This window comes from Microvirga medicaginis, assembly GCF_052658925.1.
The window spans coordinates 291,669-316,956 of record NZ_JBQWEL010000001.1 but is presented as its reverse complement, the minus strand read 5'-3'; the positions used below and the strand labels follow the sequence as shown (position 1 = coordinate 316,956).

General features: G+C 62.9%; 24 protein-coding genes. 9 read left to right on the top strand and 15 right to left on the bottom strand.

The window, feature by feature from the left end; all coding sequences use genetic code 11:
- Window positions 1–27: 27 nt before the first annotated feature.
- The 3 genes from der to ACUXUR_RS01495 all read right to left on the bottom strand — a co-directional run bounded on the left by der (window position 28) and on the right by ACUXUR_RS01495 (window position 2,739).
- Window positions 28–1,371 (bottom strand): ribosome biogenesis GTPase Der, encoded by a 1,344-nt coding sequence (gene der / locus ACUXUR_RS01505; RefSeq protein ID WP_445500560.1) that lies wholly within the window; start codon window positions 1,369–1,371, stop codon window positions 28–30.
- Window positions 1,372–1,389: 18 nt separating this feature from the next.
- Window positions 1,390–2,067 (bottom strand): tetratricopeptide repeat protein, encoded by a 678-nt coding sequence (locus tag ACUXUR_RS01500; protein WP_445500559.1) that lies wholly within the window; start codon window positions 2,065–2,067, stop codon window positions 1,390–1,392.
- 81 nt (window positions 2,068–2,148) lie between these two features.
- Window positions 2,149–2,739: an NnrU family protein gene (locus ACUXUR_RS01495; protein WP_445500558.1), complete on the bottom strand. Its 591-nt coding sequence runs from the start codon at window positions 2,737–2,739 to the stop codon at window positions 2,149–2,151.
- A 308-nt stretch (window positions 2,740–3,047) separates the two neighbouring features.
- On the opposite strand from ACUXUR_RS01495, the gene ACUXUR_RS01490 reads away from it, so the two are divergent.
- Window positions 3,048–3,680 carry a TRAP transporter small permease subunit gene (locus ACUXUR_RS01490; protein ID WP_445500557.1) on the top strand — a complete coding sequence of 211 codons (633 nt, stop codon included), beginning with the start codon at window positions 3,048–3,050 and terminating at the stop codon, window positions 3,678–3,680.
- Window positions 3,681–3,718: 38 nt separating this feature from the next.
- Entirely contained in the window at window positions 3,719–5,608 is a 1,890-nt protein-coding gene (locus ACUXUR_RS01485; RefSeq protein WP_445500556.1) for a TRAP transporter large permease, read from the top strand.
- Window positions 5,609–5,897: 289 nt separating this feature from the next.
- On the opposite strand, the gene ACUXUR_RS01480 is transcribed toward ACUXUR_RS01485, so the two are convergent.
- From ACUXUR_RS01480 to ACUXUR_RS01470, 3 genes are all read right to left on the bottom strand, one after another.
- The gene (locus ACUXUR_RS01480; RefSeq protein WP_445500555.1) at window positions 5,898–6,257 is read right to left on the bottom strand and encodes an ArsC family reductase; all 360 of its coding nucleotides are present in this window, start codon (window positions 6,255–6,257) and stop codon (window positions 5,898–5,900) included.
- Between the two features lie 4 nt (window positions 6,258–6,261).
- Window positions 6,262–7,818: a glutamine-hydrolyzing GMP synthase gene (gene guaA, locus ACUXUR_RS01475; protein WP_445500554.1), complete on the bottom strand. Its 1,557-nt coding sequence runs from the start codon at window positions 7,816–7,818 to the stop codon at window positions 6,262–6,264.
- A 542-nt stretch (window positions 7,819–8,360) separates the two neighbouring features.
- Window positions 8,361–9,656 carry an RsmB/NOP family class I SAM-dependent RNA methyltransferase gene (locus ACUXUR_RS01470; protein WP_445500553.1) on the bottom strand — a complete coding sequence of 432 codons (1,296 nt, stop codon included), beginning with the start codon at window positions 9,654–9,656 and terminating at the stop codon, window positions 8,361–8,363.
- Window positions 9,657–9,780: 124 nt separating this feature from the next.
- On the opposite strand from ACUXUR_RS01470, the gene ACUXUR_RS01465 reads away from it, so the two are divergent.
- Window positions 9,781–9,924, top strand: coding sequence for a hypothetical protein (locus ACUXUR_RS01465; protein WP_445500552.1), 144 nt, complete (start codon window positions 9,781–9,783; stop codon window positions 9,922–9,924).
- Window positions 9,925–9,964: 40 nt separating this feature from the next.
- Here ACUXUR_RS01465 and ACUXUR_RS01460 read toward each other — a convergent pair whose 3' ends face one another.
- On the bottom strand, window positions 9,965–10,396 hold the full coding sequence (locus ACUXUR_RS01460) for an MAPEG family protein (protein WP_445500551.1): 432 nt from the start codon (window positions 10,394–10,396) through the stop codon (window positions 9,965–9,967).
- A 21-nt stretch (window positions 10,397–10,417) separates the two neighbouring features.
- The gene (guaB, locus tag ACUXUR_RS01455; protein WP_445500550.1) at window positions 10,418–11,911 is read right to left on the bottom strand and encodes an IMP dehydrogenase; all 1,494 of its coding nucleotides are present in this window, start codon (window positions 11,909–11,911) and stop codon (window positions 10,418–10,420) included.
- Window positions 11,912–12,179: 268 nt separating this feature from the next.
- On the opposite strand from guaB, the gene ACUXUR_RS01450 reads away from it, so the two are divergent.
- Window positions 12,180–13,637 (top strand): DHA2 family efflux MFS transporter permease subunit, encoded by a 1,458-nt coding sequence (locus tag ACUXUR_RS01450; protein WP_445500549.1) that lies wholly within the window; start codon window positions 12,180–12,182, stop codon window positions 13,635–13,637.
- A 40-nt stretch (window positions 13,638–13,677) separates the two neighbouring features.
- Window positions 13,678–14,535 carry a dienelactone hydrolase family protein gene (locus ACUXUR_RS01445; protein ID WP_445500548.1) on the top strand — a complete coding sequence of 286 codons (858 nt, stop codon included), beginning with the start codon at window positions 13,678–13,680 and terminating at the stop codon, window positions 14,533–14,535.
- A gap of 114 nt (window positions 14,536–14,649) precedes the next feature.
- Here ACUXUR_RS01445 and ACUXUR_RS01440 read toward each other — a convergent pair whose 3' ends face one another.
- From ACUXUR_RS01440 to efp, 5 genes are all read right to left on the bottom strand, one after another.
- Entirely contained in the window at window positions 14,650–15,585 is a 936-nt protein-coding gene (locus ACUXUR_RS01440) for a Gfo/Idh/MocA family protein (protein ID WP_445500547.1), read from the bottom strand.
- A 47-nt stretch (window positions 15,586–15,632) separates the two neighbouring features.
- Window positions 15,633–16,325 carry an RlmE family RNA methyltransferase gene (locus ACUXUR_RS01435; protein ID WP_445500546.1) on the bottom strand — a complete coding sequence of 231 codons (693 nt, stop codon included), beginning with the start codon at window positions 16,323–16,325 and terminating at the stop codon, window positions 15,633–15,635.
- A complete protein-coding gene (locus tag ACUXUR_RS01430) occupies window positions 16,322–17,413 on the bottom strand; it encodes a Ppx/GppA phosphatase family protein (protein ID WP_445500868.1) in 1,092 nt (363 codons plus the stop codon). Before ACUXUR_RS01430 ends, ACUXUR_RS01435 begins: the two co-directional genes overlap by 4 nt.
- Before the next feature lie 145 nt (window positions 17,414–17,558).
- A complete protein-coding gene (locus ACUXUR_RS01425; protein WP_445500545.1) occupies window positions 17,559–18,743 on the bottom strand; it encodes an aminotransferase in 1,185 nt (394 codons plus the stop codon).
- 119 nt (window positions 18,744–18,862) lie between these two features.
- Window positions 18,863–19,429, bottom strand: coding sequence for an elongation factor P (gene efp, locus ACUXUR_RS01420; protein ID WP_445500867.1), 567 nt, complete (start codon window positions 19,427–19,429; stop codon window positions 18,863–18,865).
- Window positions 19,430–19,582: 153 nt separating this feature from the next.
- Between efp and epmA the strand changes: the two genes are divergently transcribed.
- Both epmA and ACUXUR_RS01410 read left to right on the top strand, forming a co-directional pair.
- Window positions 19,583–20,635, top strand: coding sequence for an EF-P lysine aminoacylase EpmA (epmA, locus tag ACUXUR_RS01415; protein ID WP_445500544.1), 1,053 nt, complete (start codon window positions 19,583–19,585; stop codon window positions 20,633–20,635).
- Window positions 20,632–21,672 (top strand): lysine-2,3-aminomutase-like protein, encoded by a 1,041-nt coding sequence (locus ACUXUR_RS01410; RefSeq protein WP_445500543.1) that lies wholly within the window; start codon window positions 20,632–20,634, stop codon window positions 21,670–21,672. Before epmA ends, ACUXUR_RS01410 begins: the two co-directional genes overlap by 4 nt.
- A gap of 470 nt (window positions 21,673–22,142) precedes the next feature.
- Here ACUXUR_RS01410 and arfB read toward each other — a convergent pair whose 3' ends face one another.
- Window positions 22,143–22,565, bottom strand: a complete 423-nt coding sequence (gene arfB / locus ACUXUR_RS01405; RefSeq protein ID WP_445500542.1) for an alternative ribosome rescue aminoacyl-tRNA hydrolase ArfB — start codon at window positions 22,563–22,565, stop codon at window positions 22,143–22,145.
- Window positions 22,566–22,827: 262 nt separating this feature from the next.
- Between arfB and ACUXUR_RS01400 the strand changes: the two genes are divergently transcribed.
- Window positions 22,828–23,754, top strand: coding sequence for an AEC family transporter (locus tag ACUXUR_RS01400; RefSeq protein WP_445500541.1), 927 nt, complete (start codon window positions 22,828–22,830; stop codon window positions 23,752–23,754).
- A 188-nt stretch (window positions 23,755–23,942) separates the two neighbouring features.
- Window positions 23,943–24,098, top strand: coding sequence for a hypothetical protein (locus ACUXUR_RS01395; RefSeq protein WP_445500540.1), 156 nt, complete (start codon window positions 23,943–23,945; stop codon window positions 24,096–24,098).
- A gap of 9 nt (window positions 24,099–24,107) precedes the next feature.
- Here ACUXUR_RS01395 and dprA read toward each other — a convergent pair whose 3' ends face one another.
- Complete coding sequence (dprA, locus tag ACUXUR_RS01390; RefSeq protein ID WP_445500539.1) at window positions 24,108–25,286, bottom strand: DNA-processing protein DprA; 1,179 nt, start codon at window positions 25,284–25,286, stop codon at window positions 24,108–24,110.
- Window positions 25,287–25,288: the final 2 nt, after the last annotated feature.

Here is a 25,288-nt window from a genome sequence, read left to right as displayed (position 1 = left end):
ATGTGACGATGCCCCGGGAGAAACGCCTTACTTCCGTTCCTTGTCGTATGGGTTCTGCCCCATGCGAAGCGACACGCGGATCGGTACGCCGGGCAAGTCGAAGGCCTCGCGGATATTGTTGACGAGGTAGCGGGTGTAGCTCTTCGGCAGGGCGTCGAGCTGGTTCCCGAAGATGGCGAAATGAGGCGGGCGCGATTTCACCTGCGTCATATAGCGGATCTTGATGCGGCGCCCTGAGACCGCGGGCGGCGGGTTGGCGTCGATCGCCTCCTGAAGCCACTGATTGAGCTTCGCGGTGGAGATGCGCCGGTTCCAGGTTTCATAGACCTGGAACACCGCCTTCATGAGCGGATCGATGCCGCTGCCGGCAAGGCCCGAGAGCGGCACCACGGGCGCGCCCTTCACCTGCGGCAGCAGGCGTGCAGCCTTTTCCTTCAGCTCCGCCAGCAGGCCCGGCTTGTCGGCGACGAGGTCCCACTTATTGAGGCCGATGACGAGGGCGCGGCCCTCCTGCTCCACCAGATCGACGATGGAGAGGTCCTGCTTCTCGAACGGAATTGTGGCATCGAGCAGCACCACCACGACTTCGGCAAAGCGCACGGCGCGCAGCGCATCGGCCACGGAGAGCTTTTCGAGCTTGTCCTCGACGCGGGCTCGCTTGCGCAGGCCAGCCGTGTCGAACAGCTTCACCAGGCGACCGCGCCATTCCCAATCGAGAGAGATGGAATCGCGGGTGATGCCGGCTTCCGGACCCGTGAGCAGGCGATCCTCGCCGACCATGCGGTTGATCAGCGTCGATTTGCCCGCATTGGGACGGCCGACAATGGCGACCTGAAGCGGCTTGTTGGGGTCTTCCTCTTCCTCTTCCTCTCCCGGCTCGGGGAAGAGAGGCATCAGGGCCTCGAAGAGATCGGCCATGCCCTCGCCGTGCTCTGCGGAGAGCGGAATCGGCTCGCCGAGACCGAGCGAGAAGGCGTCGTAGGCGCCGGCCATGCCGGCACCGCCTTCCGCCTTGTTGGCGATGAGGATCACGGGCTTGCCGGAGCGGCGCACCATCTCGGCGAAGGGCCGGTCGGCAGGCAATACGCCCACGCGGGCATCGACCACGAAGAGGATGACATCAGCATCCTCAATAGCCGCTTCCGTCTGCGCGCGCATCCGGCCGAGCAGCGACTCTTCCGTCGCCTCCTCGAGGCCTGCGGTGTCGATGATGCGGAATTCCAAATCGCCGAGACGCGCCTCGCCTTCGCGCCGGTCGCGGGTCACGCCCGGACGGTCGTCCACGAGGGCGAGCTTCTTGCCCACGAGACGATTGAAGAGAGTCGACTTGCCGACATTCGGCCGCCCGACAATGGCGACGGTAGGCGTCATGTCCCTGGTACTCCGCCTTTACTGAGTGACTTGAACAGGCCCGCCCGCCACGAGAGCGGTATAAATGGCAAGCCGCTGCCTCAGGGCGGGAGGCGTTTCACGGTCAGCCGCGATCTGGTCGAACCAGCGCCCGGCATAATCCATGTCGCCTGCCTTAAGGCCCGACAACCCTAAGAGTTCCCGAGCCGAATGACGCCATGCATTCGAGGGTGCAGCCATGGGCTCGAGAGCCTGGCGGATCTTGGCGGGCTCGGCCGTGTCGAGGCGCAGCCATGCAGCGCGCAGACGGGCCAAGTCGCGCCAGAGCGGCGCGATCCCGGAATCGTTCGCCAAGGCATCATAGGCCGCGGCGCCCTGCTCCGCGTTTTGCTGGCCGCGCTCGGCCGCGACGCGGAAACGGGCGAGCAGGCCGTAGCCGGTGTCGCCTTCCTTCGCGAGAGCCTCGAGGGCGGCCTCCGCTTCCTGGGTCTTGGTCTCGTCGGAGAGCTTCAGGGCAGCCTCATAGCGGGCGGCGGCAGCCTGTGCGCGGGTCTCCTGTACGTGCTCCCAATAACGCCAGCCGCCAATGCCACCGACGACGAGGACGACGACGGCAATGATGAGGCCATTATACCGGGCCCAAATCTTCGCCAGCTGGTCGCGGCGGTATTCCTCATCGACTTCGCGAATGAACTCGTCGTTCTGGTTCGTAGCCATCGTCCCTCATGCGGCCCGAGGGCCGCCTCCTTCAATAGAAGTGGGTCGCCTAGCATACACCCCCGCCTAAGGCGAGAGGTTTCACGCTCTTGTGGGCAGGACGGAAACGCCGATCAGCAGCGGATGGAGCCAGAAAGCGAAGGCCAGATAGACGGCAGTGCCGATCACGACGGCCAGAATGTCGTTGCGCCAGCCAGCGGGCGCGGCCGTTCCGCCATGCTGGGCCGCCACATCCCGGCGCTTCACGCTGATGCGCGCCACCACCGCCCAGGCCAGGACCGCGCCGAAGAGCAGAATGGAACCCAAGTCCCCATTGGCGATCAGATGCGCGAAGGCCCAGATCTTCACGCCCGCCAGCATGGGATGCTTCAGGCGATACTTGATGTGCCCCGGGAGATAAGCCGCCACGATGCAGATGAAGGCGATGAGCACGAGAAGAAGCGAGAGATGCCGGGTCCAGACTGGCGGATCCCAGACCGGAATATAGCCATTGGCCCGGTATTGTCCGTAGCCGATGGAGATCAGCACGATTCCGGCAAGCGCCAGAAGCGAATAGAGCCCCTTGTAAGGCCCCTCGCCGATCCGCTCGACAAGGTTCGAGCGGCTCTTGCGGGCCATGCGGAAGGAATGCGTTCCGAGAAACAGGATAAGGCCCAGAACAAGCAGCGTCACGTTTACTCTCCTAAGGGATAGGAAAGTATAGCCGCGCCATTCCTTCCTGGCCACTCGGAGACCGTTCAAAAGGATAGGGGCAAGCTCCCTCGAAGCCCGGAGTTCCCATGCGGCAAGTTTCAGACTGTCAGCAAGGGCCTGAACTGCCTAAACTTTTAACATTATGGTATCTTGCAGCACGAAAATTTCCCGGGTAGTGACCCGGTAAACGTCGCTATAGACTAAGGCGGGATGGTGAAAGGGTTTCGAACCCGATAGCTACGCCGCCACATTCAGCCAACAATGGTTTTCAAGGGGGAGACAGACAGGTGACGGCGCTCATCAAGCTATCTCGTGTCATCGACTCGATCAACGAACGCATCGGCAAAGTCGCGGCCTGGGCCATCGTGGTGGCCATCCTGGTTTCCGCCATCAATGCCATCATCCGCCGGATCTTCGGCGTCTCGTCCAATGCCTGGCTCGAACTGCAATGGTATCTCTTCGGTGCCGTGTTCATGCTCTGCGCCGCCTGGACGCTGAAGGCCAACGAGCATATCCGCATCGACATCATCTCCAGCAGGCTCACGAAGCGCGGGCGTGACCGGATCGACCTGATGGGCCACTTGCTCTTCCTCTTCCCCTTCGTGGCTCTGATGCTGTGGCTCTCCGTACCCTATTTCGAGAAGTCCTATGCTTCGGGCGAAGTCTCCTCCAATGCCGGCGGCCTGCTGATCTGGCCGGCGAAGGGCCTGATCCTGCTGGGCTTCATCTCCATGGCCTTCCAGTGGCTGAGCGAACTCATCAAGCGCGTGGCCATCATGCAGGGCAAGCTCACCGACGAGCACGATCATGTCGTCGGCGGGCATGGTGCAGCCGAGGCCGAGGCCGAGCGTCTCATCGCAGAGCTGGTCGATACCAATGCCACCACGGGCGGCGAACCTCCGGGTGACGGCATCCGCTGATCCCCATCGCCCAGATCTGAATTTCGGAGTTTTCGTCCATGGCTGCATTGATTGCCCAGAACCTCGCGCCGATCATGTTCGCGGCGCTGGTGGTATTTCTTCTCCTCGGCTACCCGGTTGCCTTCTCGCTGGCGGCGAACGGCCTGCTGTTCTTCTTCATCGCGGTGGAGCTTGCTCCTCTGGCTCCTGAGAGCATCAACCTCTCCTGGCCTCTCCTTCAGGCGCTGCCCGACCGCATCTACGGCACCATGTCAAACGAGGTGCTGCTCGCCATCCCGTTCTTCACCTTCATGGGCTATGTCCTTGAACGGTCGGGCATGGCGGAAGACCTGCTCGACACTATCGGCCAGCTCTTCGGTCCCCTGCGCGGCGGTCTCGCTTATGCGGTGATCTTCGTGGGCGCGCTGCTCGCCGCCACCACGGGTGTCGTGGCTGCTTCCGTGATCTCGATGGGCCTGATCTCCCTGCCGATCATGCTTCGCTACGGCTATGACCGCCGTCTCGCCTCGGGCGTGATCGCGGCATCCGGAACGCTCGCCCAGATCATTCCGCCCTCGCTCGTTCTCATCGTGATGGCCGACCAGCTCGGCCGCTCGGTGGGCGACATGTACGAGGGCGCGTTCCTCCCAGGTCTGATCCTCTCCGGCCTCTATGCCGGCTGGGTGCTTTTGGCCTCGCTCATCGACCCCAAGGCCGCTCCCGGTCTTCCGCTGGACGCTGTCGGCTATCGTGAACCCAATGGCTCGCGCGGCGTGTGGCAGCTCGGCATCCTGGTCGTGTTCTCCGGCCTCGTCGGCTACTACGTTCTCTCGCAGACCAATACCAAGGCCGGCGCGGACTTCGTCATCCTCACGATCTGCGTGGCGACCGTCGTGGCGCTCATCTGCGCCGTCATGAATAAGCTTCTCGGCGCTAAGCGCATCGCAATCTCGGCGGCTGTCGTTGCCGTGCTCGTGGGCGTTTATGTCGTCCTGCACAACCAGGGCCATGAAGGCTTCGCGCTGAGCATGGAGATGGTGCTCGCGGGCGCGATCTATGCGCTGGTGGTCGGCATCATGGAGCGCTTCACGGGTCTTCGCCTCATGTCGAACATGGCGCAGCAGACCACCTTCGTCATGGTGCCCCCGCTGCTGCTCATCTTCCTCGTGCTCGGCACCATCTTCATCGGTCTTGCCACGCCGACGGAAGGCGGCGCCATGGGCGCGCTCGGCTCGGTGATCCTCGCAGCCATCAAGCGCAAGCTCGACAACAACCCGAGCCGTTTCAATTTCACCATCGTCCGCCAGGCGACGGAAGCGACAGCGAAACTCTCCGCCTTCGTTCTCTTCATCCTGATCGGTGCACGCGTGTTCTCGCTGACTTTCTATGGCGTGAACGGCCACGTGTGGGTGGAGCACCTGCTGACGTCGCTTCCCGGCGGCCAGGTCGGCTTCCTGATTGTGGTGAACGTCCTGGTCTTCTTCCTGGCCTTCTTCCTCGACTTCTTCGAGCTGGCCTTCATCGTGGTGCCTCTGCTCGGCCCCGCGGCGGAGAAGCTGGGTATCGACCTGATCTGGTTCGGCGTGATTCTGGGCGTGAACATGCAGACCTCGTTCATGCACCCGCCCTTCGGCTTTGCCCTGTTCTTCCTGCGCTCGGTCGCGCCCAAGCAGGCCTATATCGACCGTGTGACGGGGAAGACGATGGAGCCAGTCACCACCGGCCAGATTTACTGGGGCGCCATTCCGTTCGTGATCATCCAGCTGATCATGGTCGCCATCGTGGTGCTGTTCCCGCAGATCGTGATGCACTACAAGGCCGCAGGCCCGGCCGTCGATCCGGCCGCGGTGCAGAAGAAGCTCGACGAGCTCCTCGTCCCCGGCCTTGGTGGCCCTGGGGACGGCGGCCTGCCCGACCTGAACTTCGGCGATCCGCCGAAGATCCAGTAAGGCGGATCACGCTACAACGACAAAAGGCGGGCCAAACAGCCCGTCTTTTGTTTTGCGCAGAAGACGCACACTCACTCAGCTGCTGCCTCAGCCACCACGCCCGCCGTCATCCCCGGCCTTGTGCCGGGGATCCACGTCTTTTTACACGCGGGGTTTAAGACGTGGATGGCCGCAACGAGTGCGGCCATGACGAGGAAGCGATGAAGAACACAAAACGAGATGGCCGTCCCTGGATCAAGTCCGAGGACGGCCATGACGAAGCAGAGCACTTGGATCGAGGTTTTCGGCCTTAACCGACCGCCTCTTCATATTGATCCGCCTTGAACCCGACAATCAGGCGACCGTCGAGGTCGAGGACAGGACGCTTGATCATCGAAGGTTGGTCGAGCATCAACGCAATGGCCTTGCTCTCGTCGAGATCGATCCTCTCCGCTTCCGGCAGCTTGCGGAAGGTCGTGCCGGAGCGGTTGAGAAGCGTCTCCCAACCGACACCGCGAGCCCAGCCCTCGAGCCGCGCGCGATCGATTCCCTGGGTCTTGTAGTCATGAAACGAGTAGGCGACGCCGTTGGCATCGAGCCAGGCGCGCGCCTTCTTCATCGTGTCGCAGTTCTTGATGCCGTAGAGAGTGACAGCCGGCTTCGACGCCATTCTCTTACTCCCACTCGATGGTGCCTGGCGGCTTCGACGTAATGTCGTAGGTCACGCGGTTGATGCCCTTCACCTCATTGATGATGCGGGTGGCAACGCGGCCGAGGAATGTCATGTCGAAGGGGTAGAAATCCGCCGTCATGCCGTCGATCGAGGTGACGGCGCGGAGCGCACACACGTGATCGTAGGTGCGGGCATCGCCCATGACGCCGACGGTCTTCACCGGGAGCAGCACAGCGAAGGCCTGCCAGATCTCGTCGTAGAGGCCGGCATTGCGGATCTCTTCGAGGTAGATCGCATCGGCCTTGCGCAGGATCTCGAGCTTCTCACGGGTAATCTCGCCCGGCACGCGGATGGCGAGGCCCGGACCCGGGAATGGGTGGCGGCCGACGAAGGCATCCGGCAGGCCAAGCTCGCGGCCGAGCACGCGCACCTCGTCCTTGAACAGCTCGCGCAACGGCTCCACGAGCTTCATCTTCATGCGCTCGGGGAGACCGCCCACATTGTGGTGGCTCTTGATGGTGACGGAAGGCCCACCGGTGAAGGACACGCTCTCGATCACGTCGGGATAGAGCGTGCCTTGCGCCAGGAAGTCAGCGCCGCCGATCTTCTTCGCTTCCTCGTCGAACACGTCGATGAAGAGCCTGCCGATGGTCTTGCGCTTGACCTCCGGGTCGGACACGCCTTCCAGCGCACCGATGAAGAGATCCTGCGCCTGCACGTGAACGAGCGGGATATTGTAGTGATCGCGGAAGAGAGTCACCACCTGCTCGGCCTCCGAGGCGCGCAGCAGGCCGTGATCGACGAAGACGCAGGTGAGCTGGTCGCCGATGGCCTCGTGGATGAGCACCGCAGCGACAGCAGAGTCGACGCCGCCGGAGAGGCCGCAGATCACACGGCCTTGGCCTACCTGGGCGCGGATGCGCTCGATGGCCTCCTCACGGAAGGCCTTCATGGTCCAGTCGCCTTTGCAGCCCGCAATGTCGCGCACGAAGTTGCGGATCAGCTGCGCGCCTTGAGGTGTGTGCACCACCTCCGGGTGGAACTGGACGCCGTAGAACTTGTGCTCCTCGTCAGCGACAACGGCGAAGGGCGCGTTCTCGGATGCCGCCAGCACCTGGAAGCCCTCCGGGAGCTTGGTGACCCGGTCGCCATGGCTCATCCACACGGGATATTTCTTGCCGACCTGCCACACGCCCTGAAAGAGCGGGCTTTCAGTGTAAATCTCGATTTCCGCGCGACCGAACTCGGAATGATGCCCGCCCTCGACCTCACCGCCGAGCTGCGCCGCCATGGTCTGCTGACCGTAGCAGATGCCGAAGATCGGAAGGCCTGTCTCGAACAGCTCCTTGGGAGCACGAGGCGACGTATCGGTCGTCACCGATTCAGGGCCGCCGGAGAGGATCACGCCCTTCGGCTTCATGGTCCGAATGGCTTCAGCCGCTTTCTGAAAAGGGACTACCTCCGAATAAACACCATCTTCACGCACCCGGCGGGCGATCAACTGGGTTACCTGAGAGCCGAAGTCCACAATGAGTATCTTGTCGTGCGTCTGGGCCATTTCATATCTCGACAGGTAGGAGGGCAGATCTCGAGCTGGGGTCTTCACAGGTGCTTTACCGTCAACCCTGCCGAGGTGTCATGCCCTTTGATGGGGCTGCCATGCTGCGTTACGGGTTTATAACGCTTTTCTCAACCCTTGCGCTCTCGTTTCCGATTGCAGGCATGGCACAGGGGCTGTCTCTGGAAAAGATTGAGGCGCTCAGCCAAGGCGCCCTCCCCGAGATCCGCGAATTCATTACGCGAAAGCTCGGATGCTCCCATTGGGAAACCGTGACTAATCGGGAGAGGCTCCAAACCGCAGAAGTGAAGCGAGCGGTCAAACATCTAAGATGCAGCACGCTCGAAGAGAACGAGGCTTTCCTGCGCAAGGCTTACTCAGGGCACAGGGCCTCCATCAATGCTCTCGATGCGGCCAGCGGGATGATGGTTTCTGCCTCCGGCGCGACAGCTCCATACGTTCCTAGCGCCGGCAAACCCAACCAGCGGCCGGCCCCGGCGGATGCCGGGTTTTAGTTTTTACCCCTGGGCTACGGTTTGTGTTCAACGGCGCTTCAGGCAGGAGACGAAGAAGCCGTCCGTGCCGGTTGTCTTGGGTGTCAGCTGAAGCCCGTTCTTCGTCACGCGCACGAAAGGGCGCAAGTTCGACAGCCCCGCTGCGGCCAGCAGCTCATTCGCCTTCATGACCTCAAAGCCGGGATTGCGCTGGAGCAGGCTGTCGAGAGCCTCGTCGTTCTCCTCCGGCAGGATCGAGCAGGTGATGTAAACGATACGCCCGCCAAGCTTCACCAAGGCTGCGGCACGGTCGAGAACGGTCGTCTGTTCCTTGCGGCGTACCTCCAGGCTGCCGGGACGCAGGCGCCATTTCGCATCAGGATTCCGTCGCCAAGTGCCGATGCCCGTGCAAGGCGCGTCCACCAATACGCAGTCGATCCTGCCATCGAGGTCGGAGACCGCATCTGCGCCGCCCCTCGGCGTCCGAACCTGGACATTGCGCGCGCCCGCCCGGGTCAAACGATCATGAATGGGAGCAAGCCGTCGCGCATCGCCGTCGGTGGCGTAGATCTGCCCGTGGTTTTCCATCATGGCGGCAAGGGCCAGCGTCTTGCCGCCGCCGCCCGCGCAGAGATCGACCACCTGCTCGCCGGGCTTCACGGCGGAGAGCAGAGCCGCCAATTGCGAGCCCTCGTCCTGGATCTCGATCCAGCCCTTGATGAACTCGGGCTCCGACTGAACGGCCGGCCCGCGCCCGTCCTCGCTCGGCGCGATGCGAAGGCCCAAAGGCGAGAGAGGCGTCTCGACAGCACCGAGATGCGGCAAGGCATCGTGGGCCTCCTCGCGGGAGGCCACCTTCAGGGTGTTCACCCGCAGGTCCAGCGGCGCGCGGGTGGTCAGAGCCCGCATCTCCGGGATCAGATCCTCCCTAAAGAGGCGTTGGAGCGAGGGTTCGATCCATTCAGGGAAATCGCCCGCCACATGGGCAGGAGCATCCTCAAGGCTGGCATCTGCCAGTTTCTGACGCTCGGTATCCGACAGCGGCTCTGGTGCGAAGCGCTCGCCCGAGCAGAGAGCCGCAATGGCATCAGGCGTCATACCGCGCTGGAGCCGCAGCATGCCGAGAACCACGGCGCGGGGCATACCCTCCCCCATGATCCAGGTCGCGGAGGCTTTGCGGCGCAAGGCGTCGTAGACAAGGCTCGCGATCGCAGCTCGGTCCTTCGAGCCGGCAAAGCGATGCGAGAGCCCCCAATCCTTGAGGGCGTCCGCGGCCGGGCGACGGCGGGCCTCGATGTCACCGAGGACCTCGATAGCGGCGGAGATGCGGGCTGCAGGTGTCATCGAAAAAGCACACTTAAGCTTGGCCGTATAAACGGCACATTATTTCCTATTTTCCGACTCGTTCAGAAGTGGATTCAAGAAGCACGTGCAGTTCCGCACGGTTTCTCTCTCGGAGCTTCTGACGATGTCGTTTCTCTCTCGCCTCGTGGCCCTCGGCCTCACCCTCGCCATTGCCGCTTGCGCCACGGCCCCGGCTGCCGACCTGACCCCACCCCCGCGCAAGATGACCGACGCCAAGACCCAGCTCGAAAGCGGCAGGAAGTACTAATCGAAAAGAGCGGGATGGGCGAGTGCGCCCGTCCCGCCTTTTAAATTCCGACTTCCGAAGAGAAGACGCGAAGACCGAAGATGATCCACATGACGGCGAGGATCAGCACTCCGACGACAAACGCCTGAAAGCGCCGGAGCACCTTGTTGGACGTGGTATGGATGTAGGCGTGGACCAGGCGGCTTGCCACGAACATCCACGCCAGCACCACGAAGACCATATCCGCCTTCCGGGTGATCAGCGCCAGAACCACCAGCACATAGAACAGCACCGGCAGCTCGAACTGATTGTGATACGCGTTCTGGATCTGCAGCAGACGCTTGGGCCAGTTGCGCTCGCCCAGAGCGATGTCCCCCATCTTCACCTCGCCCGCCTTGAGAGACGCGACGCGCGAACGTCCTAGCCAGAGAAGCAGAACGAAGGTGAGCCCGACTTGCACAAAGACGGGCAGGAGAACGGCGGTGATGCTCATGGGCGAGGACTCGTGCGAACCTTAGCTACGCGTCGGGTAGTTAGGGCTCTCGCGGGTGATCGTCACGTCATGGACGTGGCTCTCGCGAAGGCCCGCACTGGAGATGCGGATGAACCGGGCCTTCTCGCGGAACTCCTCCAGGTTCGCCGCGCCCACATAGCCCATGGAGGCACGAAGGCCGCCGGTGAGCTGGTGCAGCACGCCCGAGACCGGGCCCTTATAGGCCACTTGGCCCTCGACGCCTTCCGGCACGAGCTTGAGGGTGTCGCGCACTTCCGCCTGGAAGTACCGATCCGCCGAGCCGCGGGCCATGGCGCCCACCGAGCCCATGCCGCGATAGGCCTTGTAGGAACGGCCCTGGTAGAGGAATACCTCGCCGGGGGTCTCGTCGGTGCCGGCGAGCAGCGAGCCCACCATGGCGCAGGATGCGCCGGCGGCCAGCGCCTTGGCGAGATCGCCCGAGAACTTGATGCCGCCGTCGGCGATCACCGGAATGTCCGCCGCGTGAGCGGCCTCGACCGCCTCCATGATGGCCGTGAGCTGGGGCACGCCGACGCCCGCCACGATGCGGGTCGTGCAGATGGAGCCCGGGCCAATACCGACCTTGATCGCATCCGCGCCGGCATCGATAAGCGCCTGAGCGCCTTCGCGCGTTGCCACGTTACCGGCCACGACCTGCACGGCGTTGGAGAGCTTCTTCACGCGGGTAACGCTCTCCAGAACCTTCACGGAATGGCCGTGAGCTGTATCGACCACGACCACGTCGCAGCCCGCATCGATGAGGCGCTCGGCACGCTCGAAGCCCTGCTCGCCCGTGGTCGTGGCGGCAGCCACGAGAAGGCGGCCCTGAACATCCTTGGCCGCATTCGGATAGGCCACCTGCTTCTCGATGTCCTTCACGGTGATGAGGCCGATGCAGCGGAAATGGTCGTCGACGACCAAAAGCTTCTCGATGCGGAATTGATGGAGCAGGCGGCGGGCTTCGTCCTGGCTCACACCCTCGCGGACGGTGATGAGCCGGTCCTTCGTCATCAGCTCGGAGACGAGCTGATCTGGATTATTGGCGAAGCGCACGTCACGATTGGTCAGGATGCCGACAAGCTTGCCCTTGGTTCCGCTGGGGCCGCGCTCGACCACCGGGATACCGGAGATGCCGTGATGCTTCATCATGGCCAGCGCATCGGCCAGCGTCTCGTCCGGATAGATGGTAATGGGGTTCATCACCATGCCCGATTCATAGCGTTTCACGAGGCGCACCTGCTCGGCCTGGGCTTCAGGCTCGAGATTGCGGTGGATCACGCCGAGGCCGCCGTTCTGGGCCATGGCGATGGCCATGCGTGCTTCCGTCACCGTATCCATGGCGGAGGCGATGATCGGCATGTTCAGATGGATGGTGCGGGTCAGCCGGGTGGCGACATTCACATCGCCGGGCAGAACCTCGGAGCGGCCGGGGCGGAGCAACACGTCATCGAAGGTCAATCCCTCGATGATCTTATCCGTAACGATTGAGGCCATGGCCAACTCCTTGAATGTGCGCGGCGGATGAAGTGATAACGCTTTGTCGGGTTGGCACGGGTCCGTAGCACGGGCTTTCGCTTTCGCAAAGGGGCGAGAGGCGCATTCACAGAAGATGTGCCGTGCAATCAGCGCCGACACAAACCCTCCCCACACAAGAGGAGGGAAAACCGAAGGTGCAATTGGAAAGGCGGGGCTTAGTCCCTCGCCTGGTTGTGAGGCAAAATACTTTGCCAATGGCGAGAGACAGAGCTAAGTCCCACCAGTCATGCGCCAGGTCCGCCTTCTCCCCCTGATCATCGCCACCGCCCTTTTCATGGAAAACATGGATTCGACGGTGATTTCCACCTCGCTTCCGATGATCGCACTGGACCTGGGCACCGATCCCATCGCGCTGAAGCTGGCCCTGACCTCCTATCTGGTGAGCCTGGCGATCTTCATCCCGATTTCCGGTTGGATGGCGGACAAGTATGGCGCGCGGACCATCTTTACCGCCGCCATCGGCGTGTTCATGGCCGGCTCGCTCGCCAGTGCCGGAGCAGGTTCGCTGGAAGGCTTCGTCATTGCCCGCTTCGTCCAGGGCATGGGCGGAGCCATGATGGTGCCGGTCGGGCGCCTTGTGATCCTCCGCAGCGTTTCCCGCAACGAGGTGGTGCAGGCCATGGCGATGCTGACCGTTCCTGCCCTCATCGGCCCCGTGGTCGGTCCGCCTCTCGGCGGCTTCATCACCACCTATTTCCACTGGCGCTGGATCTTCTTCATCAATATCCCCATCGGCATCCTCGGTATCGTCCTCGCCACGATGTTCGTTCCGAACATCCGCGAAGATGATACCCCACCCCTCGATGTCGCAGGATTCTTGCTCTCAGGCATCGGCCTCGCCCTTCTCATGCTGGGACTGGCCTCCGGCGGACGGCATCTCATCCCGGAGCAGGTTTCGCTCGGCTGCGTGATCGTCGGCGTCATCTGTGTGGCGGCCTATGTTTGGCACGCGAAGCGGACGCCTCACCCGGTTCTGCGGCTCGATCTCCTCAAAGTGCCGACCTTCCGCATCAGCATTATCGGCGGCTCGCTGTTCCGGATCGGCATCGGCGCAATTCCTTTCCTCCTGCCGCTGATGCTTCAGGTTGGCTTCGGATTGAGCCCCGTTGCTTCGGGATCGCTCACTTTCATTGCGGCGGTGGGCGCGCTGTTCATGAAGACCATGGCCAAGCGGATCCTGGAGCGCTTCGGCTTCCGCCAAGTGCTGACCATCAATGCCTTTATCGGAGCGGCCTTTGTGGCCTTCAACGGGCTCTTCACGGCCTCGACGCCCCATTGGCTGATCATGGCGATCCTCCTGATCGGCGGCTGCTTCCGCTCGCTCCAGTTCACGAGCCTTAACGCCATCGCCTTTGCAGAAGTGTCGAAGCGCGACATGAGCTATGCGACGAGCCTGTCGAGCGCGGCCCAGCAGGTGGCGCTGAGCATTGGCGTGGCCTTCGGCGCCTTCGTGGTTGAGGCGGTCGCTCACATGCATGGGCGAACAGCCATCGCAGCAGAGGATTTCGGCCCCGCCTTCTGGGCCGTGGCGGCGGTTTCCGCCCTTGCCGGTTTTGCCTTCGCACATCTCGAACCGACAGCGGGCGCGGAGATGTCGGGTCACCGCGCCGTCGAGAGCAAGCCTCCCTCCACCGGGCTCGGCGACGGCACTACAAATCTCGGTGAAGAGGTAGAACGCCGATAGGACTGCGTTACCATGCTAGGTCTTAGATCAGGAGGCCACCATGGATCAACGCATCATCGACCTCTACGACGACTTCACTCACGGCGGCATGAGCCGCCGCTCCTTCCTCGACAAGCTTGCGGCGCTTGCCGGAAGCACCGCCGCCGCAAGCGCCCTTCTGCCGATCCTGCAGAACAACTACGCCATGGCGCAGACGGTGCCGGAGAGCGACCCGCGGATCGCGACGGAAACTGTCGACATTCCGGGTGCGCAGAGTCTCAAGGGCTATCTCGTGAAGCCGAAGGAAGGCGGCGACAAACTGCCCGCCGTGATCGTCATTCACGAGAACCGGGGCCTCAACCCGCACATCAAGGACGTGACCCGCCGCATGGCGACGGAGGGCTTCCTAGCGCTCGGCCTCGACTATCTCTCGCCCATGGGCGGCACGCCTACCGACGAGGACAAGGGCCGCGAGATGATCGGCCAGTTGAAGCAGCCCGATGTGATCGCCTACGGCAAGGCGGCCGTGGCCTATCTGAAGGGCCGCCCCGACAGCAACGGCAAGGTCGGTGCTGTGGGATTCTGCTGGGGCGGCGGTGCGGTGAACAACCTCGCCGTCAACGAGCCGAACCTCAACGCAGGCGTCGCCTATTACGGCGGCCAGCCGAAGGCTGAGGACGCGCCGAAGATCCAGGCCGCGCTCATGCTGCATTACGGCGCGCTCGACGAGCGCATCAATGCCGGCATCCCGGCCTACGAGGCGGCCCTGAAGCAGGCGGGCAAGACATACGAGATCTATGTCTACGAAGGGGCCAACCACGCCTTCAACAACGATACGAATGCCGCCCGATACAACAAGGCTGCCGCCGATCTCGCCTGGAGCCGCACGGTGGGCTTCCTGAAGACGCATTTGGGTTAGTCGACCGCCAATGTCATGGCCGGGCTTGGCTTGGCCATTCACGTCCTGGAAATGCTGCGCATTGAAGACGCGGATCCCCGGGACAAGCCCGGGATGACGAGTGTCGAGTGACGCTCAATCCTCGAACGCCTCCACCTGCACGCGCTTGCCGACCATGAAGGCGTCGGCCACGAGGCGGAATGGGGCATCATCGACCTCGGAGCGGCCGATGGTGAGGAGCGCGTCGAAGCGGCGGTAGATGCCCTGGTACTCGGCGGGCTCCTCCTTCACCACGAGGCGACCGTCGATCTCGAGGCAAGAGCCACCATGCCTGAGCTTGAGGGCGAAGCCTGCCTCCGTCTCCACCTCGATGTCCCAGCTCTGCGGCCCGGTCTGGCGCCAGTCGAACACAGCCTGAAGATTGCCATCTGTGTGACCGGTCTGGAACTGCAGGGTGGCTGCAATTGGCGCGTCCCTATTCGCGGGGAACTCCAGATTGGCCGCCTTGATGAAGACAGGCTCCGGCATGATGCGGGTGACGATGGAGAGCGCATTGATGCCGGGATCGAACACACCGAAACCGCCCGCCTCCCAGATCCATTGCTGCCCTGGATGCCAATGACGCACGTCTTCCTTCCAGGTCACCTGAAGGCGCTTGATCGACCAGCCCGCGAGCGCCTTCTTCGCCTCTTCGACAGCCTTGTTGTATTGCGAATGCCAGGTGGTGAAGAGCGTTTTGCCCACCCTGTCCGCAAGCTGGCGCAGATCCTCCAACTCGCTCAAAGTGGCGGCAGGCGGCTTTTCGAGAAGCACGCTCTTTCCGGCCAGCAGCGCCTCGCGGGCAATGTGATGGCGCACCTGCGGCGGCGTGCAGATCGCCACCGCTTCCACGTCCTTGAGGCCCAGGAGATCGCGGTAATTCTGAAAGCTGTGTTTGGCGTCTTCCGGCGCGATACCTCGCTGGCTCGACACCGCCAGAAGCTCGAAATGAGGGTTGGCCCGGATCACCGGCAGGTGCTGGTCCTGCGCGATCTTGCCGAGGCCGATAATGCCGATCTTGTGCGGAGTCATGGGCGTGGTCTTTCAATGTGCAAAAGGCCACGCCGTACGCGTGGCGATTAAGATGTCCGGTCTGTCGCACCCCGAAAACCGGTCGCCAGCACATAGAGTTCCGCCGAGTCGGCCCGGCTTGCCGCAGGCTTCACATGGCGCACCACGGCGAAGTCGCGCTTGAGGTCGGTGAGAAGCTGGTTTTCCGTACCGCCCTGGAACACCTTGGCCACGAAGACGCCGCCGGGCGCCAGGATCTCCCTCGCGAAGTAGATCGCCGCTTCCGCGAGGCCGATGATGCGCAGGTGATCGGTCTTCTTATGGCCGGTCGTGTTGGCCGCCATGTCGGACATGACCACGTCTGCAGGCCCGCCGAGCATCTCGATGAGCTTGCCTGGGGCACTCTCGTCCAGGAAATCGAGCTGAATGAACTCCACGCCGGCCATGGGATCGATGGGAAGAAGGTCGATGCCGACGACCTTGCCCTTCGGCCCCACCTTCTTGGCCGCGATCTGCGACCAGCCGCCGGGCGCAGCGCCCAAGTCCACGATGCGCTGACCGGGCTTGAGGATGTGGTACTTCTCGTCGATCTCAAGCAGTTTGAAGGCCGCGCGCGAGCGATAGCCTTCGCGCTTGGCGCGGGCGACGTAAGGATCGTTGAGCTGGCGCTCAAGCCATTTCTGCGAAGAGAGGGACCGCTTGTTAGCCGTTTTCACGCGCTGCTTGAGGTTGCGGACGCCCGAGCCGGACTTGGTGCTCACCGTTGGCTTCCCTCCCGCCACACGCTGTCCTCTCTCATCATGTTCATCAGAATTCCTTCACGCAGACCCCGGTCCGCGATGCGCAGGCGATCCGAGGGAAAAGCCCGGCGGATCGCTTCGAGAATGGCGCAGCCGGCCAGGACCAGATCGGCCCGTTCCTTACCGATACACGGATTTTCCGCCCGCTGCTGGAAATTGGAATGCAGCAGGCGATGCATCACCGTCGAGATCTCCCCATTGCGCATCCACATCCCATCGACCTTGCGGCGATCGTAGCGGGCCAGCCCCAAGTGAATGCCGCCGACTGTGGTCACAGTTCCCGAGGTGCCGAGCAGATGGAAATCCCTGGCGCGCCCCGCCTCCGCCGCCACCAGAGCGAAATCCATGAGGAGCTCGGAGACCTCTTCGACCATCCCCTCGAAGCTCTCGGGTGTGACATTCACGCCGCCGTGGCGTTCTGCCAGCGTCACGACCCCGACGGGAAGCGAATCCCACGCACGGATACGCTTGCAGGGATCCGCAAAGGCATGGGGCGCCTGACCGTCGAGCCAGGCAATCTCCGTCGATCCGCCACCGATATCGAACACGATCACCGATTGGGCCTTCGGATCGGCAAGAGCAGCACAGCCCGTCACAGCCAGGTAGGCTTCCGTCTTGCGGTCGACGATCTCAAGGTCGAGGTCAAGGTCGTTGCGCACGCGCTCGATGAAGGACGGCCCGTTCTGGGCGAAACGGCAGGCCTCCGTCGCTACGAGGCGGGCGCGGATGACCTCCTTCGCGATCATCTTGTCGCGGCAGACACGAAGCGCATCGATTGTGCGTTCGATCGCATCATCGCTAAGGGAATTACCGAGACCGAGACCTTCGCCGAGGCGAACGATTCGCGAAAAGGCATCGGTGACGCGAAAGCCGTAATGTGCGGGCTCCGCAATCAGAAGCCGGCAATTGTTGGTGCCGAGATCGAGCGCCGCGTAGCTGCGCGTTGCGCGGCGCCTCACGTCCTTTCGCACCAATGCATCGGCGTTTCCGGAAAGCCACGACGAGCCGTTCTCGGCCCCAGGGGATGGGTCCGCGCGTCGATCTCTCACTTCGGTCGTCGCATCGGCTTTCACGGTCAAAACTTAAATCCTTGGGCATTCTGCGAGAATGCCGGTGTTACGTTTAGAGTAACAACCGCTTCCTGCTTCTGCCAAGGGTTGCAACGCAGATTATGACGCCAGCCCTACTGAAGCATTAGAGCGTCACGCCCTTCAGCCTCTCTGTGAGCGTCGCCAGAACATCAGCGCCCACATTGGCGACTGCCACGCGCAGATGCCCTTCCTGACCAGGGCCGAAATAGCTGCCGGGCAAGCACAAAACGCCACGCTCAGTCGCCAATTTCTCGGCGACAGCCTGTGCTTTTACCCCCGCGAAAGGATGTCGCAGATAGGCGAAATAGGCGCCGACCGACTCGATGCGCCACTCGGGGAGCGGCGCGAGCGCATTCCGAAAAACCTGTGCACGCTGGTTGATCTCGGCCCGGTTCTCCTCCCGCCAGTCGCGCAGAGCCTCGATAGCCCAGGGCAGAACAGCTTGAGCAGTGCGAGGCGCGCAGATCTGGATACAGTCGAGAATCTTCGCAATCTGCTCGATGAGCCCCGCATCCGCCGTCACGGCTCCCATGCGATGCCCTGGAATCGCATAGGATTTCGAGAAGGAGTAGAGCTGGATCACGTTCCTGCGCCACTCCTCACCCGTAAAAAGCCCGTGCGAGCGGTTCATGCCCTGTGGCAGGAAGTCTCGGTAAGTTTCGTCGATCACGAGGTAAATGCCGCGCTTGGCACACAGCTCCGCAAACCCCTCGATGACGTGAGCCGGATAGACGGCGCCGGTCGGATTGTTTGGCGTCACGAGAACGATGGCGCGCACCCTCTCGTCGATCAACCTCTCCGCATCCTCGATGCGCGGCACGAATCCGTTCTCCGCCCGGCACGGCAGCGGGCGCGGCTCGATGCCCAGCATGTCCAGCGTCATCTGATGATTGAAATACCACGGCGTCGGCAGCAGCACCGTCTCGCCGCGATGGGCGAGCAGCATCATGGCGATGAAGAAGGCCATGTTGCATCCGGCGGTGATCGCCGTGTCGGCGGCCTCGACCCGGCCTTCGTAGAGGCGCGACATCTCGTCCGCATAAGCCTGCCGCAAGGTCGCATCGCCGTTGATCGGCCCATACTGGGCAGTCTTAGCCTCGCCTGCCATGGAAGCTAGGCGCTCCAGGAAGCTCGCATGCGGAGCGTTGCCCGGAACGGCCTGGGAGAGATTGATCAGCGGCCCGTAAGCCCCATCATAGCGCCTGGTCCAGCTCTGCGCCTCCGGGATTGGAGGGCTGCCGACATCGGCGACGAGGGGATTGATGGGGTTGAAGAGGCCGCTGCTCATGAGACGATTCTGCTCTGGATAAGGAAAAGGCAGGAAACCCGGTGAGCCTCCACCGAAATTCCCTGCCCTTCAAGGCTAATCGATCAGGTCAGGTAGGACCTGACCCGCATGGAAGGACTTTAGTCCTTCGCGCGCTCCACATAGGAGCCGTCTTCCGTCATGATCACGACGCGGGTGCCGGCCGTGATGTGCGGAGGCACCAAGGTGCGCACGCCGTTGGAGAGCATGGCGGGCTTGTAGGAGGACGAGGCCGTCTGGCCTTTCACGACCGGTTCAGTCTCGGTGATTTCCAGGGTGACGCGGGCAGGCAGCTCGATGGCGATCGGAACGCCGTTATGGGTCGAGAGCATCACGGCCATGCCTTCCTGCAGGTAGGCCTTCTGGTCGCCGATGATGTCCTCCGGAACCGCAACCTGCTCGTAGGTCTCGGGGTTCATGAAGTGGAAGCCCTCGCCGTCCTCGTAAAGGAAGGTGTACTCGCGGTCTTCCACGAAGGCACGCTCGACCTGTTCGGTCGTGCGGTAGCGCTCGGACACCTTCACGCCGTCGGAGATGCGGCGCATGTCGAGCTGCGTGACCGGCGTGCCCTTGCCGGGGTGGATATTCTGGGCAGTGAGCACGACATAGAGCCTGCCGTCGATGTCGACGACATTGCCTTTGCGGAGCGTAGAGGCGATGACCTTCACGGGAAGCGTTCCTTGTGACAGATAGGACGCGCCGCGAGGGCCGGGCAGCCCAGCCCCGGCGACGCCGAAATTCGGTTTCGCTGCCGCAACTAGCCTATCTTGGCGCAAATCGCCAGCCTCACCTGTCAGGAAGCTTTTGGAATGGAAAACACCATGCCCGCCCCCTCGCCCTGGTGGATGCCGCATGTCCATGCCGACCGGCGACCCTTTTTGCTAGGCCGCAATCGAATCCAGGCGGCATTCCGGAGCTTCTTCGCGGGGCAGGACTTCGTAGAAGTGGATACCGCCACGCTCCAGACCTCCCCCGGCAACGAGGCGCACCTGCACGCTTTTGCCACGGAAGCGATTGGTCTCGGCGGGGCGCGGACGCCGCTTTACCTTCACACCTCCCCGGAATTCGCCTGCAAGAAGCTCTTAGCGGCAGGCGAGACCCGGATTTTCTGCTTTGCCCATGTCTACCGCAACCGGGAGCGCGGCCCCCTGCACCACCCGGAATTCACGATGCTCGAATGGTACCGGACTGGGGAAAGCTACGAAAGCCTGATGAAGGACTGCGCCGCCCTGCTGGCGCTCGCCGCCGAAACGGCTGGCACCCGCACCCTTACCTATCGTGGAGAAGAGACCGATCCCTTCCAGGAGCCGGAGCGCCTGAGCGTAGCGGAGGCCTTCCAGCGCTTCGCGGGCATTGACCTCCTCGCCTCCATCGACCGAAGCGGCGAAACGGACCGGGACCATCTGGCCGAGAGCCTTCGCCAAGCCGGCATGCGGGTGGCGGAGGACGACACCTGGTCCGACCTCTTCAGCCGCGTCATCGTGGAACGGGTCGAGCCCCATCTCGGCCTCGGGCGCGCCACGATCCTCGATGAATACCCGGTGGCTGAGGCAGCGCTCGCCCGGCCCACGGCCCGCGATCCGCGCGTGGCCGAGCGGTTCGAGCTCTATGCCTGCGGCGTCGAACTGGCGAACGCCTTCGGCGAGCTGACCGACGCTCAGGAGCAGCGCCGCCGGTTCGGGGCTGAAATGGCGGAAAAGATGCGTGTTTATGGAGAAAGTTATCCCGTGGACGAGGATTTCCTGGCGGCGCTCGCGCATATGCCCGAGGCCAGCGGCATTGCGTTGGGCTTCGACCGCCTCATCATGCTCGCCACAGGGGCATCGCGCATCAATCAGGTGATCTGGGCTCCCGTGCCGGAGACAGGCCATTGAGCACGCTTCGCACCCCGAGAGAGCTGGTCGACAACGGCCTGGTCGCCCCTGAGGGCCTGGCTGAAATCGAGCGCGTCGCTGAACGCTATGCCATCGCGATCAGCACCGCCATGGCTGATCTCATCGACAGAGCCGATCCCAACGATCCGATCGCTTTGCAATTCGTGCCCCAAGCGGCCGAATTGACAACCACGCCCGAGGAGCGCGAGGACCCCATTGGCGATCTGGCGCATTCGCCGGTCGAGGGCATCGTGCACCGCTACCCCGACCGGGTGCTGCTGAAGGCCGTGCATGTCTGCCCGGTCTATTGCCGCTTCTGTTTCCGCCGCGAGATGGTGGGCCCCCAGGGCCTCGGCACGCTCACGCCTGATGCCCTCGACAAGGCCTTCGCCTATATCGCCGAGCATTCGGAGATCTGGGAGGTGATCCTTACCGGAGGTGACCCGCTGGTGCTCTCGGCCAGACGCCTCTCCGAGCTGATGCAGCGCCTTGCCGCCATCGAACACGTGAAGATCGTCCGCTTCCATACGCGCGTTCCCGTGATGGAGCCGGAGCGGATCGACGAGGCGCTGATCGAGGCTCTGAAGGCGAGCGGCAAGCCCGCCTACGTGGCGCTCCACGCCAATCATCCGCGAGAACTCACGCCCATGGCCCGCGCCGCCTGCGCCCGGCTCGTGGATGCGGGCATCGTCATGCTCAGCCAATCGGTGCTGCTCAAGGGCATCAACGACGACCCGGACACGCTCGCCGCCCTCATGCGCGCCTTTGTGGAGACGCGCATCAAACCTTATTACCTGCACCACCCGGACCTCGCCCCCGGCACCAGCCATTTCCGCCTGTCGCTCGAGGAAGGTCGCGCGCTCGTGGCAGGTCTTCGCGGGCGCATCTCGGGGCTCTGCCAGCCAACCTATGTTCTCGACATTCCGGGCGGCTACGGCAAAGCGGTCATCGCCCCCGACACGGTCAGTGAGCGAGGCGGCTGCTATACGATCTCGGATTTCCGAGGTGGCGAACACGCCTATCCGCCCGAGGCTTGAAAGCCTCCAAAAGAGTTCTCGAGCCCACACAAACTGTGCCTTAATCCAGCGTCAGAATGCCGTTTCTGGCGAGAGGCAAGGCCGGCCATGGCGGATGACCCGTTAGAACCCGGGAAGGCAAGGGAGCAGGAGCTCATCGAAGCCACGTTCCGGAACGGCTCGATTACGGCCATCGGTGTCGTCGTCGGCTTCTCCTTGGGTTTTTAAGCCGCTGGTCCGCGCTTCCCGGAGAATGGACCCATTCCGATCTCGCTTCCGTCGTCCTGATCACATTAGGGCTCTCTCTGCAGATCAAGTCGCTTGCGGATCTGCTGCTGCTCTCCTCTCTGCAGCTCAAGCGCTACAACCGTTCGATCTGGATCTTTCTGACAGGCCTGACCCTTGTCGGATCGGGCGTCATTCTCGCGATCTTTGCCGATCTTCTTGGATTTCGCGGCATCGTCCTGCAGGGCTAAGAGCAGCATCCGACCTTAATCGAAACCCGGCTTCGCGCCGCGTCCCTTCTTGATCTCCGAGCGCCGGCCCTTCGCCTCCAGTCTGCGCTTCTTCGAGGCGAGCGTTGGGCGCGTGGGCCTTCGCGGTTTCGGGCGCTCAGTGGCCAGACGGATCAGCTCGATAAGCCGATCCACCGCATCCTCGCGGTTGCGCTCCTGAGTGCGGAAGCGCTGCGCCGTAATGATGAGCACGCCCTCGTTCGTCAGCCGCTTTCCCGCAATCCGCTCCAGCCGCGCCTTCACGTCCTCCGGCAGGGACGGCGAGTTGCGCACGTCGAAGCGCAGCTGAACGGCGGATTCCACCTTGTTGACGTTCTGTCCGCCAGGGCCAGAGGCGCGGATGAAGCTCTCCTGAAGCTCCGCTTCATCGAGCGCGATGCTGTTCGTCACCTGGATCATGGGGCCTCGGGCAGGATGGAAAGATTAAGTGGAGCGTGAGCGCTTCTAGCGCATCGTGCGGAAAAGTGGACCCGGTTTTCCGCAATCAACGATGCGCTCATCAAAGAAGAAGCATCGGATCGAATCCCAAAATCCATTCCACTTTTGGGGCCGACGCCGTCCATGCGGGCATAACCGGCGCTTGTCGAGCTTGGCGAGAAGCCTTAAGCGCCTAGTACCCTCCCTTTTGCCGGGCTTGAGCCCGACCTTTCAAGCGCCCTCCATGTCCGCCGTCTTCGCCAGCCTCATTCCGACATTCCTGATCATTGCGACCGGCTGGCTATGCCGGACCACCAATTTCGTGAGCGAGCAGCAATGGGCCGGACTTGAGCGCGCAACTTACGTGCTCTTCTTTCCGGCACTGATTATCAGTACGCTCGCCCACGCAGATCTCTCATCCGTGCCGGTTCTTGGCGTCGGGGGTGCGCTTGTCGGATCCATCCTGTTCATGGCAGGTCTCGTGCTGGCGCTCAGGCCCCTGCTCGCGCGCTATGCGGGCATCGATGGCCCGAGCTTCACCTCGATCTTTCAGGGAGCGACACGCTGGAATACTTTCGTCGCCCTTGCCGTGGCGGGAAGCCTCTTCGGGCAGCGCGGCATCGCCCTGATCGCAGTGGCGATTGCCGCCATGGTGCCGCTTCTCAATCTGCTCGCCTTCTCCATATTCATCCGCTTTGCCGGCAGGCCGCGACAGAGCCCGAAAGACATCCTGCGCTCCTTCGCGACCAATCCCTTCATCTGGTCCTGTGCCATCGGTCTGGCACTCAATCTGATCGTTCCGCCTCTTCCTAAGCCGATCTCCGCCTATATCGATCTCATGGGGCGAGCTGCTCTTGCGGCAGGTCTCCTGATCGTGGGAGCGGGCCTTGATATCCGACGTCTCGCCAAGCCCGGATTGCCCCATGTGCTGACAGTCGGTCTCAAGCTCTTCCTGATGCCCGTCACGGCCGTGCTCTTTGCGAGCTTTGCGGGCGTGAGCGGCGATGACCTGATCGTCACGATCATTGCCTCTTCCGTTCCCTCAGCCTCCGCAGCTTATGTGCTGGCGCGCCAGATGGGCGGGAATGCGCCTCTCATGGCCGAGATTCTGACCCTTCAGACTTTGATCGCGCTGGGCTCCATGCCGCTTGTAATCACCCTTCTGGGTTGATGGCTCTGCATGTTTTTACAACCTAAAGTTATATGATGCGCTCTTGTATTATTTTTGGTTGCACTGCTAATTTGTCTCTAACGAAACTGAGACACAACTTCATCTTCATGCCCAAAGCCCCGCGCCACGCTCTCTCTGCTCCCTCACCTCACGACCAGGAGGTTGCCCCCAACCAGGACAAAAAAGGCATGAGCGCGGCCGAGACGGCCCAGTATATCGCTGAGTTCACGGCGGAGCTGTCCTACCTCGCCCGCCAGACGAGGCTCGATCTCTTGGCCTATCTCCTTGATATGGCTCGTCTCGAAGCGGCGCGCGTGCTGCAAGCGAAACAACGCGAGCCCTGATCCGCGCCCTCAGATCAGGGACACGGCATTGCCGCCGTGGCGCTCCAGTCGCCCAGCGATTTCGAGTTCCAGCAGGGTCATCTGCACGGCGCGGATCGACAGCCCGGACTGGCGCACCAGATCATCGATAGCAATCGGTGATGGCCCAAGAAGCTCAATCAGGCCGGACGCGGAATCCATCCGCTCGTCATCAAGGCCTGCACTCGGCAGAACAGAGCCCAAGGGTGCCCGGGGAATATCCGGCAGATCCAGTTCGTCCCACAGCTCCTCGGTGCCCAACAGGTGCTGAGGCTCCTCTGCCCCCGTGTCGAGGCGAGGCCCAGAGGCAATCAGCGGCTCCAGCACGCTTGTCACATGCTCCAAGCCTGCACAGAGCGTCGCCCCTTCGCGAATGAGATCGTTCGTGCCCTCGGCGCGGGGATCGAGCGGTGAGCCTGGAACGGCGAAGACCTCCCGCCCTTGCTCCAGAGCAAAGCGCGCGGTGATCAGCGAGCCGGAGCGGCGCGCAGCCTCCACGACAATGACACCATAGGACAGGCCAGAGACGATGCGATTTCGGCGCGGAAAATCGCGCCCGCGCGGCTCCCAGCCCATGGGCATTTCGGAGATCACCGCGCCGCCCTGTTCAACGATGGCGCGCAGCAGCGGCTCGTTCTCGGAGGGATAGACCTTGTCATGGCCGCCTGCGAGGACGGCTATCGTGCCTGTCTCCAGCGTCGCCTTGTGGGCTCGCGTATCGATGCCTCGGGCAAGCCCTGAAACCACCACATAACCCGCCTTGCCCAGCTGGCGCGACAGGCGCTCGGTGAAGGTCAATCCAGATGCGGACGCATTGCGGGAGCCGACCATGGCGACCGCAGGCCGGGCCAGCACTTCCGTGGAGCCACGCACCGCGATCAGCGGTGGCGCGGTGTCGATGGCCTGCAGGGTTTTCGGATAGTCCGGCTCGCCCATGGCGATGAAATGCACGCCGAGGCGCGCAGCGGCGGCCATTTCCTTCTCAGCCTCCGCCCGACTCGTGACCTTGAGCATCAGACGACCGCCACGGCGAGCGAGATCGGGCAAGGCCTCGAGCGCTGCGGCTGCTCCACCGCACTGGTTGATGAGGGCGCGGAACGTGCGCGGCCCCACATTCTCCGAACGGATAAGCCGGAGCCAGTCCAGGCGTTGCTCGTCCGTCAGATTCACGG